The organism is Streptomyces sp. PL-25 (assembly GCF_058344915.1).
Map to the genome: position 1 here is coordinate 2,581,988 of NZ_CP136997.1, position 19,062 is coordinate 2,601,049.

Annotated in this window: 15 protein-coding genes; 8 read left to right on the forward strand and 7 right to left on the reverse strand. The window is 73.9% G+C overall.

Going from position 1 to position 19,062, the window contains the following annotated elements:
* Positions 1-56 precede the first annotated feature (56 nt).
* On the reverse strand, positions 57-1,748 hold the full coding sequence (locus R4Z62_RS11435) for a thiamine pyrophosphate-binding protein (protein WP_491519746.1): 1,692 nt from the start codon (positions 1,746-1,748) through the stop codon (positions 57-59).
* Complete coding sequence (gene speB, locus R4Z62_RS11440) at positions 1,745-2,716, reverse strand: agmatinase (RefSeq protein WP_491519747.1); 972 nt, start codon at positions 2,714-2,716, stop codon at positions 1,745-1,747. Before speB ends, R4Z62_RS11435 begins: the two co-directional genes overlap by 4 nt.
* A gap of 245 nt (positions 2,717-2,961) precedes the next feature.
* Between speB and R4Z62_RS11445 the strand changes: the two genes are divergently transcribed.
* Both R4Z62_RS11445 and R4Z62_RS11450 read left to right on the forward strand, forming a co-directional pair.
* A complete protein-coding gene (locus R4Z62_RS11445) occupies positions 2,962-4,530 on the forward strand; it encodes a PucR family transcriptional regulator (protein WP_491519748.1) in 1,569 nt (522 codons plus the stop codon).
* A gap of 62 nt (positions 4,531-4,592) precedes the next feature.
* Positions 4,593-5,381, forward strand: a complete 789-nt coding sequence (locus tag R4Z62_RS11450; RefSeq protein ID WP_064533269.1) for a phosphatase — start codon at positions 4,593-4,595, stop codon at positions 5,379-5,381.
* A 10-nt stretch (positions 5,382-5,391) separates the two neighbouring features.
* Here the strand turns inward: R4Z62_RS11450 and R4Z62_RS11455 are convergent, their stop codons facing one another.
* The 4 genes from R4Z62_RS11455 to R4Z62_RS11470 all read right to left on the reverse strand — a co-directional run bounded on the left by R4Z62_RS11455 (position 5,392) and on the right by R4Z62_RS11470 (position 9,241).
* Positions 5,392-6,372 (reverse strand): cation diffusion facilitator family transporter, encoded by a 981-nt coding sequence (locus tag R4Z62_RS11455; RefSeq protein ID WP_491519749.1) that lies wholly within the window; start codon positions 6,370-6,372, stop codon positions 5,392-5,394.
* A 5-nt stretch (positions 6,373-6,377) separates the two neighbouring features.
* Positions 6,378-7,268, reverse strand: a complete 891-nt coding sequence (locus R4Z62_RS11460; RefSeq protein WP_064533271.1) for an acyl-CoA thioesterase — start codon at positions 7,266-7,268, stop codon at positions 6,378-6,380.
* A gap of 5 nt (positions 7,269-7,273) precedes the next feature.
* On the reverse strand, positions 7,274-8,431 hold the full coding sequence (locus R4Z62_RS11465; protein WP_491519750.1) for an acyl-CoA dehydrogenase family protein: 1,158 nt from the start codon (positions 8,429-8,431) through the stop codon (positions 7,274-7,276).
* A gap of 201 nt (positions 8,432-8,632) precedes the next feature.
* The gene (locus R4Z62_RS11470) at positions 8,633-9,241 is read right to left on the reverse strand and encodes an SACE_7040 family transcriptional regulator (protein ID WP_064533272.1); all 609 of its coding nucleotides are present in this window, start codon (positions 9,239-9,241) and stop codon (positions 8,633-8,635) included.
* Between the two features lie 97 nt (positions 9,242-9,338).
* On the opposite strand from R4Z62_RS11470, the gene R4Z62_RS11475 reads away from it, so the two are divergent.
* From R4Z62_RS11475 to R4Z62_RS11495, 5 genes are all read left to right on the forward strand, one after another.
* Complete coding sequence (locus R4Z62_RS11475) at positions 9,339-10,955, forward strand: carboxyl transferase domain-containing protein (RefSeq protein WP_491519751.1); 1,617 nt, start codon at positions 9,339-9,341, stop codon at positions 10,953-10,955.
* A gap of 16 nt (positions 10,956-10,971) precedes the next feature.
* Entirely contained in the window at positions 10,972-12,954 is a 1,983-nt protein-coding gene (locus R4Z62_RS11480; protein ID WP_491519752.1) for an acetyl/propionyl/methylcrotonyl-CoA carboxylase subunit alpha, read from the forward strand.
* Positions 12,951-13,895 carry a hydroxymethylglutaryl-CoA lyase gene (locus R4Z62_RS11485; protein ID WP_064533275.1) on the forward strand — a complete coding sequence of 315 codons (945 nt, stop codon included), beginning with the start codon at positions 12,951-12,953 and terminating at the stop codon, positions 13,893-13,895. Before R4Z62_RS11480 ends, R4Z62_RS11485 begins: the two co-directional genes overlap by 4 nt.
* Before the next feature lie 6 nt (positions 13,896-13,901).
* Entirely contained in the window at positions 13,902-15,062 is a 1,161-nt protein-coding gene (locus R4Z62_RS11490; RefSeq protein ID WP_355483170.1) for an acyl-CoA dehydrogenase family protein, read from the forward strand.
* A 119-nt stretch (positions 15,063-15,181) separates the two neighbouring features.
* Positions 15,182-16,231 carry an ABC transporter substrate-binding protein gene (locus R4Z62_RS11495; RefSeq protein WP_491519753.1) on the forward strand — a complete coding sequence of 350 codons (1,050 nt, stop codon included), beginning with the start codon at positions 15,182-15,184 and terminating at the stop codon, positions 16,229-16,231.
* Between the two features lie 138 nt (positions 16,232-16,369).
* Here the strand turns inward: R4Z62_RS11495 and R4Z62_RS11500 are convergent, their stop codons facing one another.
* The gene (locus R4Z62_RS11500; protein WP_491519754.1) at positions 16,370-18,058 is read right to left on the reverse strand and encodes a beta-N-acetylhexosaminidase; all 1,689 of its coding nucleotides are present in this window, start codon (positions 18,056-18,058) and stop codon (positions 16,370-16,372) included.
* Between the two features lie 66 nt (positions 18,059-18,124).
* Here R4Z62_RS11500 and R4Z62_RS11505 point away from each other — a divergent pair, with 66 nt between their 5' ends.
* The gene (locus tag R4Z62_RS11505; RefSeq protein WP_491519755.1) at positions 18,125-19,054 is read left to right on the forward strand and encodes a DUF4429 domain-containing protein; all 930 of its coding nucleotides are present in this window, start codon (positions 18,125-18,127) and stop codon (positions 19,052-19,054) included.
* The last annotated feature ends 8 nt before the right edge of the window (positions 19,055-19,062 follow it).

A 19,062-nucleotide genomic window follows, 5' to 3' on the forward strand; every position in this document is an offset into this window, starting at 1 on the left:
CTGCAACCTCACGGAACATATCCTGTGGCGGTCACCTCGAACAGTCGAACGAGTGATCAGCCCGAGCCCAGGTGCGTAGGTGCGAACATCCGCAGCACCGCCGGGAGGACGACCACCGAAGGGCCGGGCGTCGCCAGCGCCAGCGCCAGGTCGGCCTCCAGCATGTCGGGGGACGTCCGCACCCCCGGCACGCCGAAGGACTCGGCGAGGGCCGTGAAGTCCGGGCGGGTGAGGTCGGTGGCGGTGGCACGGCCGAAGGCGTCGGTCATGTACTCGCGCAGGATGCCGTAACCGCCGTCGTCCACGATCAGCCAGGTGACGTCCAGGCCGTACTGGCGGGCGGTGGCCAGTTCGGCGACGGAGTACAGGGCGCCGCCGTCGCCGGAGACGGCGAGGACCGGGCGGGTCGGGTCGGCCACGGCCGCGCCGAGGGCGGCCGGGAAGCCGTAGCCGAGACCGCCGGCGCCCTGGGCGGAGTGCATGGTGTTGGGCGCCTTGGCATCGAAGGCCGACCACGCCCAGTACGCCAGGATCGTCATGTCCCAGAAGGACGGCGAACCGGCGGGCAGGGCGCGGCGCACGGCGGCCAGGACGTCCTGCTCCAGGGTCAGTTCCTGGGCGGCGAGGCGGCCCCGGACCTTGGCCAGCAGCTCCCGCACCCGGTCGGCGGCCGTGTCGTCGGGGCGCTCCCCGGTGGTCTCCAGGAGTGCCTGGAGGGCGAGGCGGGCGTCCGCGTGGATGCCGAGGGCCGGGTGGTTCGACTCCAGCTTGCCGAGGTCGGCCTCGATCTGGACGATACGGCCGCGCGGGGCGAACGTGTGGTAGTTCGAGGAGAGTTCGCCGAGTCCGGAGCCGACGACCAGCAGGACGTCGGCGTCCTCCAGGAAGTCGGTGGTGTGCCGGTCCTCCAGCCAGGACTGGAGGGAGAGCGGGTGGTTCCAGGGGAAGGCGCCCTTGCCGCCGAAGGTGGTGACCACGGGCGCGTTCAGCCGTTCGGCGAGCGCCCGCAGCTTCTTGGCGGCGTCGGCGCGGACCACCCCGCCGCCCGCGATGATCGCCGGGCGCTCCGCCGTGGACAGCAACCGGGCGGCGACGGCGGTCAGTTCGGGGCGGGGCACCAGCTCCTGCGGGGTGGCGTCCACCGCCGTGACCTGCGGCAGCACGGTCTCGGCCAGCAGCACGTCGTGCGGGATCTCCACCCAGACCGGGCCGTGCGGCGCGGTGAGCGCGGACTGCCAGGCCGCCGCGAGGGCGGACGGGATCTGGGAGGCGGTACGCACCGGGTGGACGGACTTCACCACGCCCCGGAACACGGCGGCCTGGTCGGGCAGTTCGTGCAGATAGCCGTGGCGTCCGCCGCCGAGTCCGGCGACGGGGACCTGGCTGCCGATGGCGAGGACCGGCGCCGAGGCCACCGCCGCCTCCTGGAGCGCGGGCAGGCAGGTGAGGGCTCCCGGGCCGGTGGACACCAGCAGCGGGGCGGCCTCGCCGGTGATCCGGCCGTACGCGTCGGCCGCGAAGCCCGCGTTGCCCTCCGTGCGCAGGCCGATGTAGCGCAGGTCCGAGCGGCACAGCGCGTCGAACACGCCCAGGGCGTGCTGGCCGGGCAGGCCGAAGACGGTGGTCGCGCCCAGCCCGGCCAGGGTCTCCACGACCAGGTCCGCGCCGGTGCGGCCCGGGGGCGGACTGAGCGCCGCCGCCGTCTGGGCGGGCGTCGGGCGGAGCACCAGGTCGTGGTCGTGGGTCACTTGGCTGCCTTCTCCTCGGCGATCTGACGGGCCATGATCGTGGTCAGCTCGTAGGCGGTGTGGGAGGCCGCCACCGAGGTGATCTCGGCGTGATCGTAGGCCGGGGCGACCTCGACGACGTCGGCCGACACCAGACGGCAGGAGGCCAGACCGCGCAGGATCTCCAGGAGTTCGCGCGAGGTCATGCCGCCGGCCTCGGGCGTGCCGGTGCCGGGCGCGTGGGCCGGGTCCAGGCAGTCGATGTCGATGGAGATGTACAGCGGCCGGTCGCCGATGCGCTGGCGCAGCTGGTCGGCGATCTCGTCGGCGCCGCGCCGGTAGACGTCCGCCGAGGTGACGATGCCGAAGCCCATCTTCTCGTCGTCGGTCAGGTCCTGCTTGCCGTAGAGCGGGCCGCGGGTGCCGACGTGGGAGAGGGCGGAGGTGTCGAGGATGCCCTCCTCCACGGCCCGGCGGAAGGGGGTGCCGTGCGTGTACTCGGCGCCGAAGTAGGTGTCCCAGGTGTCCAGGTGGGCGTCGAAGTGCAGCAGGGCGACCGGGCCGTGCTTCCTGGCGACCGAACGCAGCAGCGGCAGCGCGATGGTGTGGTCGCCGCCGAGGGTCATCAGGCGGGCGCCGGTGCCGAGCAGGTCGGCGGCGGCGGCCTCGACGGTCTCCACGGCCTCGTTGATGTCGAACGGGTTGACGGCGATGTCCCCGCCGTCGGCGACCTGGGCGAGGGCGAACGGGGTGGCGTCCTGCGCCGGGTTGTAGGGGCGCAGCAGCCGGGACGCCTCGCGGATGGCGTTGCCGCCGAAGCGGGCGCCGGGCCGGTAGGAGACACCGGAGTCGAACGGCACGCCCACCACCGCGACGTCGGCGGTGCCCACCTCGTCGAGGCGGGGCAGCCGGGCGAAGGTGGCCGGGCCGGCGTAGCGGGGGATACGGGAGGAGTCGACCGGGCCGCGGGGCGTCTCGTTGCTGCTCATGATGAAAAGCCTTCTTTCCTGCGCTTCGTCGCGCATGTCCTGCTTCAGGCGACTCTACTGGTGTGCGCCGGGCGGGTCCGGACGCGCGTTCGGGCCGCTCCCGGCGGGGACGCCGGGTCCCCGGGCCGCCCCGGAGGCCGTCGGGACGGCCCGGGGCGCACCGACCGACACTAGGCGGCCGGGAAGCGGCTGCGAAGTGTACGTTTCCTCCATCCGAGCAGCCCCGGAAGGAGGAAACGCACACCATGCCGGACACTCCCGCACCGCGGCAGTCCCCGCCCGCATCTCCGGCCCCGCCAGCCCCGCCAGCCCCTCCGGTCCCGCCGACCCCGCCCGTCCCGCTGTCCGCGCTGCTGGCCCGCGAGGACCTGGCCCTGCGCCTGCTCGCCGGGCCGTGCGGCCCGGGTGTCGTGATCCACGGGGCGCACACCACGGAGATGGCCGACCCCTACCCGTACCTGCTGGGCGGCGAGCTGCTGCTGACCGCGGGCGTGCATGTCCCCGGGCCCGCCGAGGGGGGCGTGCCCGCCGGGTACTTCGACGCCTATGTCGACCGGATCGTCGCGGCGGGCGGGGCGGCCCTCGGCTTCGGTGTGGCCCCGGTGCACGACACCGTGCCCGCCGCCCTGGCCGCCGCCTGCGCCGGGCGCGGGCTGCCGCTGGTCGAGGTGCCCCCGCGGACCACCTTCGCCGCGGTGGCCCGCGCCGTGTGGCAGCTGATGGCCGAGGCGCGGCTGGCCGAGCTGCGCCGGGTCACCGGGGCCCAGCAGGGCCTGGCCGCCGCCGCCTCGCGGCCCGACCCGGTGCCGTCGGTGCTGCGCCGGCTGGCCCGGGAGCTGGCCGGCGCGGCCGTGCTGTACGGGCCGGACGGCGCACCGGTCGCGCGGGCCGGGCGGGACCCGGCGGCCGGGGTGCCGGACGCGCTGGCGGCGCTGGCCGCCCGGGTGCGGCCCGGGGAGCGGGCGGGCGCGCGGGCGCCCAGCTCGGCCACCGACACCGCCGCCGGGACCCGGCTGGCCGCCTACGCGCTGGGCGCGGGCCGGGGTTTCGTCCTCGCCGTCGCCTCGGCGCGGCACGAGCCCGGCGACCACACCATCGCCTCGGTGGCCGCGGTCCTGCTGTCCCTGCTCACCGGCGAGCACCGGGGCGGCAGCGGCGCCGACCGGTCCGCCGCGCTGGTGCGGCTGCTGCTGGGCGCACCGGCCGAGGAGGTGGCGCCGCTGCTCGGCGCGGGCCCCTGGACCGTGGTGCACGCCCGTCCCGAGCACCGGCCGGACCGGCCGGACCGGCCCGCCGACCGGATCGCCGCCTCGGCGCTGGGCGCCGCCCTGGGCTCGCCCCTGGTGGACCTGGCGGACGACGGATCGGGGGTCGTACGGGTGCTGCTGCCCGCCGACCGGGCACCGGCCGCGCAGCCCGGCTGGACGCTCGGGCTCAGCGCGCCCGCCGCGCCCGCGCAGTGGGCCGCCGCCGACACCCAGGCGGCCCGCGCCCTGGCCCGCGCCCGCGCCACCCGCGCCGCCCTGGTCCGCCACGCGGACCGGCCCGCGCTGGACGACCTGGTGCCGCCCGGTGCGGCCGCCGCCCACGCCCGTGCCGTGCTCGCCCCGCTGGCCGGGCACCCGGCGCTCACCGAGACGCTGCGCGCCTGGCTGTCGCTGCACGGCGGCTGGGACCGCACGGCGGTGGCGCTGGCCGTGCACCGCAACACCGTGCGGCAGCGGATCGCCCGGTGCGCGGCCCTGCTCGGCGCCGACCTGGACGATCCCGACGTCCGCATGGAGCTGTGGTTCGCGCTCGGGCACCGGGAGTGACCCGCGTCCCAGCCTCTCGGGTACGGCGGTCGCGCGCCGCCCGCTGCCCCACAATGGGAGCCATGCCGATACCCGGGACACCCAGCCGCGCCGAACTCGTCGACCACCTCGTCAGGACCCGTATCGCGGGGGACGTCGCCACGCCCCGCGAGAACAACCTGTCGCACTACCGCAAACTGGCCAACGGCGACCGGAACTACTGGCTCGGCCTGGAACTCGGCGACCGCTGGACCGACGAGCAGGACGTGCTCGCGGTGATGGCCGAGCGGGTCGGGGTCGTCGACGACCCGGAGCACCGCCAGGGCCAGGACACCATCGATCCCGAGCTGACCGTGGACGGCCTGGAGCGGCTGGCCGGGCGGCTGCGCAAGGCGGCCGACGGCGGGCAGCGGGTGCTGCTGGCCACCGGCCACCCCGGCGGCCTGCTGGACGTGCACCGCGCCACGGCCGCCGCGCTGCGGGCCGCCGGCTGCGAGATCGTCGTCATCCCCGAGGGCCTGCAGACCGACGAGGGCTACGTCATGCAGTTCGCGGACGTGGCGATGCTGGAGCACGGCGCCACGCTGTGGCACACCCACTCCGGTGAGCCGATGCGGGCGATCCTGACCGGTCTGGAGCGCGCGGGCCGGCCGCTGCCCGACCTGGTCGTCGCCGACCACGGCTGGGCGGGCTGCGCCGGACAGCTGGGCGTGGACTCCTGCGGCTACGCCGACTGCAACGACCCGGCGCTCTTCCTCGCCGAGGCCGAGGGCACCGTCCAGGTGACGGTCCCGCTCGACGACCACGTGGTCAGCCCGCGCCACTACGACCCGATGACGGCGTATCTGCTGGAGCAGGCGGGCCTGGCCTGAGCGCCGCCCCTCACGGCAGCGGGCCGCGCCGGGCGCGGCCCGGCGTCGGGTCCAGATAGACCCGGCCGACCAGGGGCAGGGCCGCGCGCAGCCGCCGCTCGGCCTGCTCGCACGTCCACTCGATCCGGGCGGCGCTCGCCCCGTCCCGGAGGTCGACCTTCGCCGCCACCAGCGCCTCCCGGGGCCCCTGCACCAGCGTGACCAGCTCCAGTACGTCCTCGATGTCGTCCAGGGCCAGCAGCTCGCGCCGGATCAGCTCCCGGGCGGCGGGCGGCAGCGGGCGGCCGATCAGCAGCTCCGCGTTGGACCGGCCCAGCACCCAGGCGACGTACAGCAGCAGCGCGCCGATGCACAGCGAGGCGACACCGTCCCAGACGCCCGAGCCGGTGAGCTGGCCGCCGAGCAGGCCGCCCGCCGCGAGCAGCAGGCCGACCAGGGCGGCGGAGTCCTCCATGACGACGGCCTTGACGGCGGTGTCGGCGGTGCGCCGGAACCAGCGGCGGAAGGGCACCGCGAGCCGGGCGGCCTCGCCGCGCGCCTGGCGCAGGCCCGTGCGCAGCGAGAAGCCCTCCAGCAGGAAGGCCACGGCGAGCACCAGGTACGCCACCAGCGGATCGCCCGGCTCCTCGCCCGCGACCAGGGTGTGCACGCCGTCGTAGAGGGAGAAGACCGCGCCGCCGACGAAGGTGGCGACGGCGGCCAGCAGCGCCCAGATGTAGCGCTCGGGGCCGTAGCCGAGGGGGTGCTCCTCGTCGGCGGGGCGCTCGCTGCGCTTGAGCGCGGTCAGCAGCAGCACCTCGGTGACCGTGTCGGCCACCGAGTGCGCGGCCTCGGACAGCATCGCGCTGGATCCGCTGAGCACGCCGGCGACCGCCTTGGCCAGCGCGATGCCCAGGTTGGCGAGGGCGGCGACGATCACCGTGGTGGTGCTCTCGCCGCCGCCCCGCCGTGCCTGTGGGCCGTCCCGGTCGTCCTGGTCGGTCTGCGCCATGCCCCTCAGTGTTCCCGGGGTTCCCGGGGAACGCGCACCACGCCTTCCTGGATCACCGTGACGGCCAGCCGCCCGTCCTGGGTGTGGATACGGGCCTGCCCGAGCCCGCGCCCGCCGGACGCCGACGGCGAGACCTGGTCGTACAGCAGCCACTCGTCGGCGCGGAAGGGCCGGTGGAACCACATCGCGTGGTCCAGGGAGGCCCCGACGACGTCGCCGACCGCCCAGCCGCCGCGCCCGTGGGCGAGCAGCACCGAGTCGAGCAGCGTCATGTCCGAGACGTAGGTGGCGAGGACGACGTGCAGGAGCGGGGTGTCGACGTCGCCGTCGAGCTTGCCGTTGGCCCGGAACCACACCTGCGAGTGCGGCTCGCGCGGTGTGCCGTAGTCGCCGTACGGGGGTTCGCCGACGTAGCGCAGGTCGACGGCCTCACGGGTCTCCAGGAGCCGTTCGACCACCTCGGGCGCCAGATGGCCGTAGCCGCGCAGCCGCTCGGCGGAGGTGGGCAGGGTCTCCGGGTCCGGCGCGGGCGGCATGGGCACCTGGTGGTCCAGGCCCTCCTCGTACGTCTGGAAGGACGCCGAGAGGTGGAAGACCGGCTGCCCGTGCTGGACCGCGACCACCCGGCGGGTGGTGAAGGAGCGGCCGTCGCGGATGCGGTCCACCGTGTAGACGATGGGCGCGCCGGGGTCTCCGGGGCGCAGGAAGTAGGCGTGCAGCGAGTGCGCGTGCCGGTCGGCGGGGACCGTGCGCCCGGCGGCGACCATCGCCTGCGCCGCGACCTGCCCGCCGAAGACGCGCGGGACGACGGCCGAGCGGGAGCGGCCCCGGAAGATGTCCTGCTCGATCCGCTCCAGGTCGAGCAGATCGAGCAGGGACCGCAGTGCCGTGCTCACGGGTCCTACAGGCCCATGTTCTTGGCGATGATCGACTTCATGATCTCGCTGGTGCCGCCGTAGATCCGGTTCACGCGGTTGTCGGCGTACAGACGGGCGATCGGGTACTCGTTCATGTAGCCGTAGCCGCCGTGCAGCTGGAGGCAGCGGTCGATGACGCGGTGGGCGACCTCGGTGCAGAACAGCTTGGCGGAGGCGGCCTCGGCCGGGGTCAGCTCGCCGGCGTCCAGGGCCTCGGTCGCCCGGTCGGCGACGGCCTCGGCCGCGTCCACCTCGGCCTGGCAGGCGGCCAGCTCGAACTTGGTGTTCTGGAAGTGGGCGACCGGCTTGCCGAAGACGGTGCGGTCCTGGACGTAACTCTTGGCGAACCGGACGGCGGCCTTGGCCTGCGCGTAGGCGCCGAAGGCGATGCCCCAGCGCTCGGAGGCCAGGTTGTGGCCGAGGTAGGAGAAGCCCTTGTTCTCCTCGCCGAGCAGGTCCTCGGCCGGGACCTTGACGTCGACGAAGGCCAGCTCGGCGGTGTCGGAGGTGCGCAGGCCCAGCTTGTCCAGCTTGCGGCCGACGGAGTAGCCCTCCGACTTGGTGTCCACCGCGAACAGCGAGATGCCGAAGCGGCGGTCGTCCTCCCTGGGCGCGGAGGTGCGGGCGCAGACGATGACCTTGTCGGCGTGCACACCGCCGGTGATGAAGGTCTTGGCGCCGTTGAGCACGTAGTGCGTGCCGTCCTCGGACAGCCTGGCGGTGGTCTTCATGCCCGCGAGGTCGGAGCCGGTGCCCGGCTCGGTCATCGCGATGGCCCACATCTCCTCGCCGGTGACGAACTTCGGCAGGTACCGCTTCTTCTGCTCCTCGGTGGCCAGCATCTTGATGTACGGCAGGGCGAGCAGCACATGCACGCCGGAGCCGCCGAACTGCACGCCCGCGCGCGCGGTCTCCTCGTACAGGACGGCCTCGAACTTGTGGCTGTCCAGGCCCGCGCCGCCGAACTCCTCGGGCACGTTGATCCCGAAGACGCCCAGCTCGCCCAGCTTGTAGTAGAAGTCCCGGGGGGCCTGCCCGGCCGCGAACCACTCGTCGTACACCGGTACGACCTCGGCCTCGATGAAGGCGCGGAGGGTCTCCCGGAACGCCTCGTGATCCTCGTTGAACACCGTACGGCGCACGCCGCCCACCTCCGCGACCTCGACTGTCTAAGCGCTTGCTCACACAAACGTACCGACGAGTACGAGGCCAGTAAAGGGCCGGGCCGGTAACGCTCGTCACGCGGGAGCGTGAGGAGCGCAGGGGGAGCACAGGGGGAGGAGTGAAGGGGGCGGGGCGCGGCCCGCCGCCCGGGGCGCCCCGCTCAGTCCGGGGCGCCCCGCTCAGTCCGTCGCGGGCGACGCCGCCGAGGCGAACGCGCCCCGCGCCATCCGGTGCAGCAGCTCCCCCATCGGCCCCCGCCCCGGCAGGGTCCCGCGCCGCCCCAGGTGCGGGGTCGAGTTCAGCAGCCCGAACACCGAGTGCACCGCCGAGCGCGCGGCGGACTCCGCCAGGCCGGGGTGGACCCGGCGGACCACCTCCACCCACAGCTCGACGTACTGCCGCTGGAGCTGGCGCACCAGCTTGCGGTCGCTGTCCCGGAGGCGGTCCAGCTCGCGGTCGTGCAAGGTGATGAGGGAGCGGTCGTCGAGCGCGAAGTCGATGTGCCCCTCGATGAGCGAGTCGAGGACCGCCTCCGGCCCCGCCGACCCGTCCGCCTCCGCCAGCCGCCGCTTCGCCCCGGTCAGCAGCCGCCCGCTGATGCCGACCAGCAGCTCCGCGAGCATCGCGTCCTTGCCGGGGAAGTGCCGGTACAGGCCGGGTCCGCTGATGCCCACCGCGGCGCCTATCTCGTCGACGCCGACGCCGTGGAAGCCGCGTTCGGCGAAGAGCCGCGCGGCCTCCCTGAGGATCTGCTCGCGGCGGGTGGGGGCGTCGGTTCGCGTGGCCATGAGAACAATTCTAGACAGCGGCGTTAGCGGTCGTTAACCTGAGGGAAATGGGTTAACGCTCATTAACAGTGGATCACTGGGTGAGGGGACCGCGAGGATGCAGGAGGCACCGGAGCTGACGAGCGCGGCAGACCCCGCGTCGGAGGCCTGGCGGGCCAACGAACAGGCGCACCGGGCGCTCGTGGAGGAACTGCGCGGCAAGCTGGCCGCCGCCCGGCTGGGCGGCGGGGAGCGGGCGCGCGAGCGCCACACCGCGCGCGGCAAGCTGCTGCCGCGCGAGCGCGTGGACACCCTCCTCGACCCCGGTTCGCCGTTCCTTGAGCTGGCACCGCTGGCCGCCGACGGGATGTACGACGGGCAGGCCCCGGCCGCCGGCGTCATCGCGGGCATCGGCCGGGTCAGCGGACGCGAGTGCGTGATCGTCGCCAACGACGCCACCGTCAAGGGCGGGACGTACTACCCGATGACGGTCAAGAAGCACCTGAGGGCGCAGGAGGTGGCCCTGGAGAACCGGCTGCCGTGCCTGTACCTGGTGGACTCGGGCGGCGCCTTCCTGCCGATGCAGGACGAGGTCTTCCCCGACCGGGAGCACTTCGGGCGGATCTTCTACAACCAGGCGCGGCTGTCGGGCGCCGGGATCCCGCAGATCGCCGCGGTGCTCGGCTCGTGCACGGCCGGCGGGGCGTACGTCCCGGCGATGAGCGACGAGGCGGTCATCGTCCGCAACCAGGGCACGATCTTCCTGGGCGGCCCGCCGCTGGTGAAGGCGGCCACCGGCGAGGTCGTCACCGCCGAGGAGCTGGGCGGCGGCGAGGTGCACGCGCGCACCTCCGGCGTCACCGACCACCTCGCCGAGGACGACGCGCACGCGCTGCGCATCGTGCGCACCATCGTCTCCACCCTCCCCGCGCGCGGGCCGCTGCCCTGGGAGGTCACCGCCCCGGCGGAACCCAAGGCGGACCCGTACGGGCTGTACGGCGCGGTGCCGGTGGACTCCCGCACCCCCTACGACGTGCGGGAGATCATCGCGCGCGTGGTGGACGGCTCGCGCTTCGCCGAGTTCAAGGCCGAGTTCGGGCAGACCCTGGTCACCGGCTTCGCCCGGATCCACGGCCACCCGGTCGGCGTCATCGGCAACAACGGCATCCTGTTCTCCGAGTCCGCCCAGAAGGGCGCCCACTTCATCGAGCTGTGCGACCAGCGCGGCATCCCGTTGCTGTTCCTGCAGAACATCTCCGGCTTCATGGTGGGCCGCGACTACGAGGCGGGCGGCATCGCCAAGCACGGCGCCAAGATGGTCACGGCGGTGGCGTGCACCCGGGTGCCCAAGCTGACCGTGGTCGTCGGCGGCTCCTACGGCGCGGGCAACTACTCCATGTGCGGCCGGGCCTACTCGCCCCGCTTCCTGTGGATGTGGCCCAACGCCAAGATCTCCGTGATGGGCGGCGAGCAGGCCGCCTCCGTGCTGGCCACCGTCAAGCGCGACCAGCTCGCGGCGCGCGGCGAGGAGTGGTCCATGGAGGACGAGGAGTCCTTCAAGGCCCCGGTGCGCGCCCAGTACGAGCGCCAGGGCAACGCCTACTACGCCACCGCACGCCTGTGGGACGACGGCGTGATCGACCCGCTGGAGACCCGGCAGGTGCTGGGCCTGGCCCTGACCGCGTGCGCCAACGCCCCGCTGGGTGACCCCCAGTTCGGCGTCTTCCGGATGTGAGGGGGACCTGCTGACCATGTTCGACACAGTTCTGGTGGCCAACCGCGGCGAGATCGCCGTCCGTGTCATCCGCACCCTGCGCGCCCTGGGCGTGCGCTCGGTGGCCGTCTTCTCCGACGCCGACGCGGACGCCCGCCATGTGCGCGAGGCCGACACCGCGGTGCGCATCGGCCCGGCGGCCGCGGCCGAGAGCTATCTGCGCGCCGACCGGATCCTGGAGGCCGCCGCCCGCACCGGCGCCCAGGCCGTCCACCCCGGCTACGGCTTCCTCGCGGAGAACGCGGAGTTCGCCCGCGCCTGCGAGGCGGCCGGCCTGGTCTTCATCGGACCGCCGGCCGACGCGATCTCCCTGATGGGCGACAAGATCCGCGCCAAGGAGACGGTCGCGGCCGCCGGGGTGCCGGTGGTCCCCGGCTCCAGCGGCTCGGGCCTGAGCGACGAGCAGCTCGCCGAGGCGGCCCGCGCCATCGGCATGCCGGTGCTGCTCAAGCCCTCGGCGGGCGGCGGCGGCAAGGGCATGCGGCTGGTGCGCGAGGAGGCGCTGCTCGCCGAGGAGATCGCCGCCGCCCGCCGCGAGGCCCGCGCCTCCTTCGGCGACGACACCCTCCTGGTCGAGCGCTGGGTGGACACCCCCCGGCACATCGAGATCCAGGTCCTGGCCGACGGACACGGCCGGGTGATCCACCTCGGCGAGCGCGAGTGCTCGCTCCAGCGCCGCCACCAGAAGATCATCGAGGAGGCGCCCAGCGTGCTCCTCGACGAGGCCACGCGCGCGGCGATGGGCGAGGCGGCCGTGCAGGCGGCCCGCTCCTGCGGCTACCGGGGCGCGGGCACGGTGGAGTTCATCGTGCCCGGCGGCGACCCGTCCGCGTACTACTTCATGGAGATGAACACCCGCCTCCAGGTGGAGCACCCGGTCACCGAGCTGGTCACCGGGCTCGACCTGGTCGAGTGGCAGCTACGCGTCGCCTCCGGCGAGCCCCTGCCGTACGCGCAGGAGGACATCACCCTCACCGGGCACGCCGTGGAGGCCCGGCTGTGCGCGGAGGACCCCGCGCGCGGCTTCCTGCCCTCGGGCGGCACCGTGCTGCGGCTGCGCGAGCCGCAGGGCGACGGGGTGCGCACCGACTCCGGGCTGAGCGAGGGCACCGAGGTCGGCAGCCTGTACGACCCGATGCTGTCCAAGGTGATCGCCTACGGCCCCGACCGCGCCACCGCCCTGCGCAGGCTGCGCGCGGCCCTCGCGCGGACGGTCACGCTGGGCGTGCCGACCAACGCCGGGTTCCTGCGCCGGCTGCTGGCCCACCCGGCGGTCGTGGCGGGCGACCTGGACACCGGCCTGGTGGCGCGGGTGGTGGACGAACTGGTCCCCGCGGGCGTGCCGGAGGAGGTGTACGAGGCCGCCGCCGCGGTCCGCCTCGAAGCGCTGCGCCCGAAGGCCGGCGGCGCGGACGGCTGGACCGACCCGTTCTCCGAGCCGAGCGGCTGGCGGCTGGGCGGCGAGCCGAAGCCGGTGTCCTTCTGGCTGCGGGCGGCCGACCCGGTCGCGTACACCCCCCGCGGCAGCCACACGGTCGACGGCGACACGGTCTCCGTCACCCTCGGCGGCGTCCGCCACACCTTCGAGCGGGCCGGTGACTGGCTGGGCCGCGACGGCGACGCCTGGCACGTGCGCGACCACGACCCGGTGGCCGCCTCCCTCACCCGCGCGGACCGGGCGGGCGCCGACTCGCTGACCGCGCCCATGCCCGGCACGGTCACGGTGGTGAAGGTGGCCGTCGGCGACGAGGTGAGCGCCGGACAGAGCCTGGTGGTGGTCGAGGCGATGAAGATGGAGCACGTCATCTCCGCCCCGCACGCAGGGACCGTCACCGAGCTGGACGTCTCCCCCGGCGCGACCGTCGCCATGGACCAGGTGCTCGCGGTCGTCGCCCCGCACGAGGAGGACACCGCCGCCCCGGCCGCGCTGCCCGACGAGGAAGGGACGGTGCGGTCATGACCGCCCCCGAGGCCCTGCCCATGGTCGTCCCGGCCCCCGACCTGCCGCAGCGGGTCAGGATCTACGAGGTCGGACCGCGCGACGGCCTGCAGAACGAGAAGCTGACCGTGCCCACCGAGGTCAAGGCGGAGTTCATCCGCCGGCTGGCCGGCGCGGGCCTGACGACGATCGAGGCCACCAGCTTCGTCCATCCGAAGTGGGTGCCCCAGCTCGCCGACGCGGAGGCCCTGTTCCCGCTGGTGCGCGACCTGCCCGGCGCCTTCCCGGTGCTGGTGCCCAACGAGCGCGGCCTGGACCGCGCCCTGGCGCTGCACGCGGACCGGGTCGCCGTCTTCGCCAGCGCCACCGAGTCCTTCGCCCGCGCCAACCTCAACCGGAGCGTGGACGAGGCGCTGGCCATGTTCGAGCCGGTGGTGCGGCGCGCGAAGGACGCGGACGCGCGGGTGCGCGGCTATCTGTCCATGTGCTTCGGCGATCCCTGGGAGGGCGCCGTCCCGGTCCACCAGGTCGTCCGGGTCTGCCGGGCGCTGCTGGAGATGGGCTGCGACGAGCTGAGCCTCGGCGACACCATCGGGGTCGCCACCCCCGGCCAGGTCCTGGAGCTGCTGGCCGCGCTGAACGAGCAGGGGGTGCCGACCTCCGCGCTCGGTGTGCACTTCCACGACACCTACGGCCAGGCGCTCGCCAACACCCTGGCCGCGCTCCAGCACGGCGTCACCACCGTCGACGCCTCCGCGGGCGGCCTCGGCGGCTGCCCGTACGCCAAGTCTGCCACCGGCAACCTCGCCACCGAGGACCTGGTGTGGATGCTGCGGGGCCTCGGCATCGACACCGGGGTGGACCTCGGCCGTCTCGTCGCCACGAGCGAGTGGATGGCCGCGCACCTGGGCCGCCCGAGCCCCTCCCGTACTCTCCGCGCCCTCTCCCACAAGGAGCAGTGATCGACGATGAACCACCGCCTCACCCCCGAGCTGGAGGAACTGCGCCGCACCGTCGAGCAGTTCGCGCACGACGTGGTGGCACCCAAGATCGGCGACTTCTACGAGCGGCACGAGTTCCCGTACGAGATCGTGCGCGAGATGGGCCGCATGGGCCTGTTCGGGCTGCCGTTCCCCGAGGAGTACGGCGGCATGGGCGGCGACTACCTGGCGCTCGGCATCGCCCTGGAGGAGCTGGCGCGGGTCGACTCGTCGGTGGCCATCACCCTGGAGGCGGGCGTCTCGCTGGGCGCCATGCCCGTGCACCTGTTCGGCACCGAGGAGCAGAAGCGGACCTGGCTGCCGCGGCTGTGCGCGGGCGAGATCCTGGGCGCGTTCGGGCTGACCGAGCCGGACGGCGGCTCGGACGCGGGCGCGACCCGCACGACGGCCCGGCTGGACCCGGACACCGACGAGTGGGTGATCAACGGCACCAAGTGCTTCATCACCAACTCCGGCACGGACATCACCGGTCTGGTCACGGTCACCGCGGTCACCGGCCGCAAGAGCGACGGCAGGCCCGTGATCTCCGCGATCATCGTGCCGTCCGGCACCCCCGGCTTCACCGTGGCGCCCGCCTACTCCAAGGTCGGCTGGAACGCCTCGGACACCCGCGAGCTGTCCTTCACCGACGTCCGGGTCCCGGCGGCCAACCTGCTGGGCGAACAGGGGCGCGGCTACGCGCAGTTCCTGCGGATCCTGGACGAGGGCCGCATCGCCATCGCCGCGCTGGCCACCGGTCTGGCCCAGGGCTGTGTGGACGAGTCGGTGAAGTACGCCAAGGAGCGGCACGCCTTCGGCCGGCCGATCGGCACCAACCAGGCGGTGCAGTTCAAGATCGCCGACATGGAGATGAAGGCCCACACCTCACGGCTGGCCTGGCGCGACGCGGCCTACCGGCTGCTGGCCGGCGAGCCCTTCAAGAAGGAGGCCGCCCTCGCCAAGCTGTACTCCTCGACGATCGCCGTCGACAACGCCCGCGACGCCACCCAGATCCACGGCGGCTACGGCTTCATGAACGAGTACCCGGTGGCCCGGATGTGGCGCGACTCCAAGATCCTGGAGATCGGCGAGGGCACCAGCGAGGTCCAGCGCATGCTGATCGCCCGGGAGCTGGGCCTCACGAGCTGAACCGGCGCGGGAGGGCCGCCGGGGTCCCCGGCCCCACCCCTGGACAGGCAGTGAGGTTAGGCTAACCTCCCCTGGTCCGGTCCGGCGGCCTCCCGCCCTGTTCGAAAGCAGCCACATCCATGTCCCACGCCCGTGCCACCACCCTCACCCGCCGCGGCATCCTCGCCGCGGGCGGCGCCTTCGGACTCGGAGCCGCGCTCGCGGCCTGCGGCAGCGAGAAGGCGAAGAACGGGGGCTCGGGCGACGGCACGGGCGCCGGGAAGTCCGGCCCCTGGACGTTCGAGGACGACCGCGGCCGGACGGCGAAGGCCGGCAAGACGCCCTCGTCCGTCGTCGCGTTCGTCGGCGTCGCCGCCGCGCTCCACGACTACGGCGTCCCGGTCAAGGGCGTCTTCGGCCCGACGACCACCAAGGACGGCAAGCCGGACGTGCAGGCCGGCGACCTGGACGTCACCAAGGTGACGGTGCTGGGCAACGAGTGGGGCCAGTTCAACATCGAGAAGTACGCGGCCCTCTCCCCCGACCTCCTCGTCTCCACGATGTTCGACAGCGCCGGCACCCTCTGGTACGTCCCGGAGGAGCAGAAGAAGAAGATCCTCGCGCTGGGCGCCCCGACGGTCGGCATCTCCGTCTACGACCGCCGGCTCACCCAGCCGCTGGAGCGGATGCGGGCGCTCGCCGGGTCGCTCGGCGGCGATGTCACCAGCGAGCAGGTCAAGCAGGCCAAGAAGCGCTTCGAGGACGCCGCGGCCCGGCTGCGCGCCGCCGCCAAGGCCAAACCCGGCCTCAAGGTGCTGGTCGGCTCCGCCAGCCAGGACCTGTTCTATGTCTCCGGCAGCAACCTCTCCATCGACCTGGAGTACTTCAAGGCGCTCGGCGTGGACCTGGTCGAGCCCCCGGAGAGCGCCAAGAAGCAGGGCGGCGGCTGGTACGAGTCGCTGAGCTGGGAGAACATCGACAAGTACCCGGCCGACATCATCATGATGGACAACCGCACCTCGGCCATCCAGCCCGCCGCGATCACCCAGGCCACCTGGAAGAAGCTCCCCGCCGTCAAGGCCGGCCAGGTCATCGCGCGCAACCCGGAGCCGATCCTGTCCTACGACAAGTGCGTGCCGCTCCTCGACGACCTGGCCAAGGCTCTGGAGACGGCGAAGAAGGTCGCCTGACCGCCGGGGCCGCCGACGCTCACGCGCCGCCTTCACAGGGCATATCGAGTTAGGTTAGGCTTACCTCAGTTGACTGCGGGCGCCCCGGAGACGGTCCTCCGGGGTGCCCGTGGTCCGCCGCCGTCCGGGCCGGTCAGGTCAGCCGTCGGTCCAGGGCACCTGCGGCGAACGGTGGTAGCCGATGCCCAGGGCGTCCCAGCGCGGCGCCTGCGCGGCGAGCCGGACCTTGTAGGTGTCCCAGTCGTGCGTGGCGGCGGGCGACCAGCCGAGTTCGGCGGCGCCCGGCAGCCGCGGGAAGGCCATGGTGTCCAGCTGCGCCGAGGTCGACAGGGTCTCCGACCACAGCGGCGCCTCGACACCCCGCACCGCGGACGCGGGCGCCCCCGGCAGATAGGCGGCCGGATCCCAGTCGTAGGAGCGCCGCACCTCGACGTACCCGGCCCAGGCCAGGCCCAGCGGGAAGTCCTTGGTGTACTTCATGTCCAGGTACACCCGGTCGGCCGGGGAGAGGATTAGCCCGGTGCCGTGCCGCGCGGCCTCGGCGACCTGGGCCTTCTCGGCGGCGCTGGTGGAGTCCAGGCCCCAGTACTGGGCGAGCGCGCCCGGGGCCGGGGTGGCGCCGGTCAGCTGGTGCCAGCCGATGACCGTCTTGCCGTACTTGGCGACGATCGGCTGCACCCGGTTCATCAGCGTCGCGTAGTCCTCGTGGCTGGTGGAGTGCGCCTCGTCCCCGCCGATGTGCAGATAGCGGCCGGGGGTGAGCGCGGCCAGCTCGCGGATCACGTCGTCCACGAAGTCGTACGTCACCTCCTTGGGCGCGCACAGCGAGCTGAAGCCGACCTGGGTGCCCGTGTAGAGCGGGGGCGCCACGCCGTCGCAGTTCAGCTCCGCGTAGGAGGCGAGGGCCGCGTTGGTGTGGCTGGGCATGTCGATCTCGGGCACGACCTCCAGATAGCGGGAGGCGGCGTAGCGGACGATCTCCCGGTAGTCGGCCTTGGTGTAGTGGCCGCCCGGTCCGCCGCCCACCTGCGTGGAGCCGCCGTAGGTGGCCAGGCGCGGCCAGGAGTCGATGGCGATGCGCCAGCCCTGGTCGTCGCTCAGATGCAGATGCAGCTCGTTGATCTTGTACAGGGCGAGCTGGTCGATGTAGCGCTTGACCTGGTCGACGGTGAAGAAGTGCCGGGCGACGTCCAGCATGGCGCCCCGGTAGGCGTAGCGCGGGGTGTCGCGCACGGTGCCTCCGGCGACCAGCCAGGGGCCCCGCTGCACGGACTTCTTCTCGACGGCGGCGGGCAGCAGTTGCCGCAGGGTCTGCACGCCGTGGAAGAGCCCGGCCGGCTTCGCCGCGGTGATCGTCACCCCCCGGGCGTCGCTGTCCAGGCGGTAGCCCTCGGCGCCGAAGGGGCCCTGGGCCAGCCGGAGCCGGATGCCCGCCGTGCCGTGCGTGGTCAGCGGCAGCCGGTAGCCGGTGGCCGGGCGGAGCAGGTCCGCGAGATAGGTGCCGACCTGGCGCGCCTCGCGGGAGCCGTCGACACGGATACGGGTGCCGGACGTGATCCGGTACGGGGACCGGCCCGGCTCGACGGCCGCCGGGGCGGGGATCACCTGGCTCAGCGGGGTCGCGGCGGGCGCCGCTCCCCCGCCGGTGCGGCCGGCCGGCGCGGCGCCGACGGCGAAGGCGCCGGCCGCCGTCACCAGCAGCAGCGCGCCCAGGACGCGGCCGGCGCGCGGGGCCCGGCCGGGGGCGGGGGTGGGGGTGGCGTGGGGCGTGGGGGTGGTTCGGGTGGAGAGGGACTTGCGGAGAGTCGTACCGCGGTGCCGTCTCACATGCGCTCCCTTCACACTCGGATCAGTACCGACCACTCTCCCGCACGGCGGTGAAAGAATCACCCCATGGCGGAAATCATCCAGAAGGACGGCGCCTGGGCGTTCGACGGCGACGCGCTGCGGCTCACCCCGGGGCGCGACCGGAACATCAGCGTGCTGCGCCGGACACTGGGTGAACTCTCCGTACCGCTCAGGGCGTTGGCCGGGATCTCGTTCGAGCAGGGCAAGCGGGCCGGACGGCTCAGGCTGCGGCTGCGCGACGGCGCCGATCCGCTGCTGCACGCCACCGGTGGCCGGCTGGCCGAGCCGCACGACCCGTACCAGCTGCTGGTGGAGCCCGACCGGTTCGGCGTCGCCGAGTACGTGGCCGACGAGGTCCGCAACGCGCTGCTGCTGGAGCAGGTGCCCACCGGTCCGGTGACGGAGTATCTGCTGCCCGGCCCGGCCGTGCCGCTGTCGGTGTCCGCCGGGGACGGCACGGCGAGCTTCGACGGGGAGCGGATCCGGCTGGAGTGGAACTGGAAGACGGAGGACGCCAAGGCCGCCGCCGGTCCGCGCGTCCTCACCCCGGCCGACCTCACCGGGGTGGAGTGGCTGCCCGCCGCCGGGCTGGAGAACGGCCATCTGCGGCTGGCCGTGCGCGGCGCCCCCGACGCCACCCCGCCCAAGTACGACCCGAACGCCGTCGAGCTGTGGGGCTTCAAGAAGGACCCGCTGATGGCGCTGGTCGCGGCGGCGATCCAGGCCCGGCTGCCGCATCCGGCCGCTGCCGCCGCCTTGGCGCCGGGTCCGGACGCGGCCGGCGCCGACGTCGGCGCCGACGGCCCGGCGGTGCTCGGCACCGGACGGGCGGCCCCGCACGGCGCGCCGCCCGCCGAGGACGAGCACGACGCGCTGCTGCGCCGGCTGCGGGAGCTGGGCGAGCTGCACCGCTCGGGGGTGCTGACCGAGGAGGAGTTCGCGCTCGCCAAACAGGCGGTCCTCAAGCGCATGTGAGCCCGTGC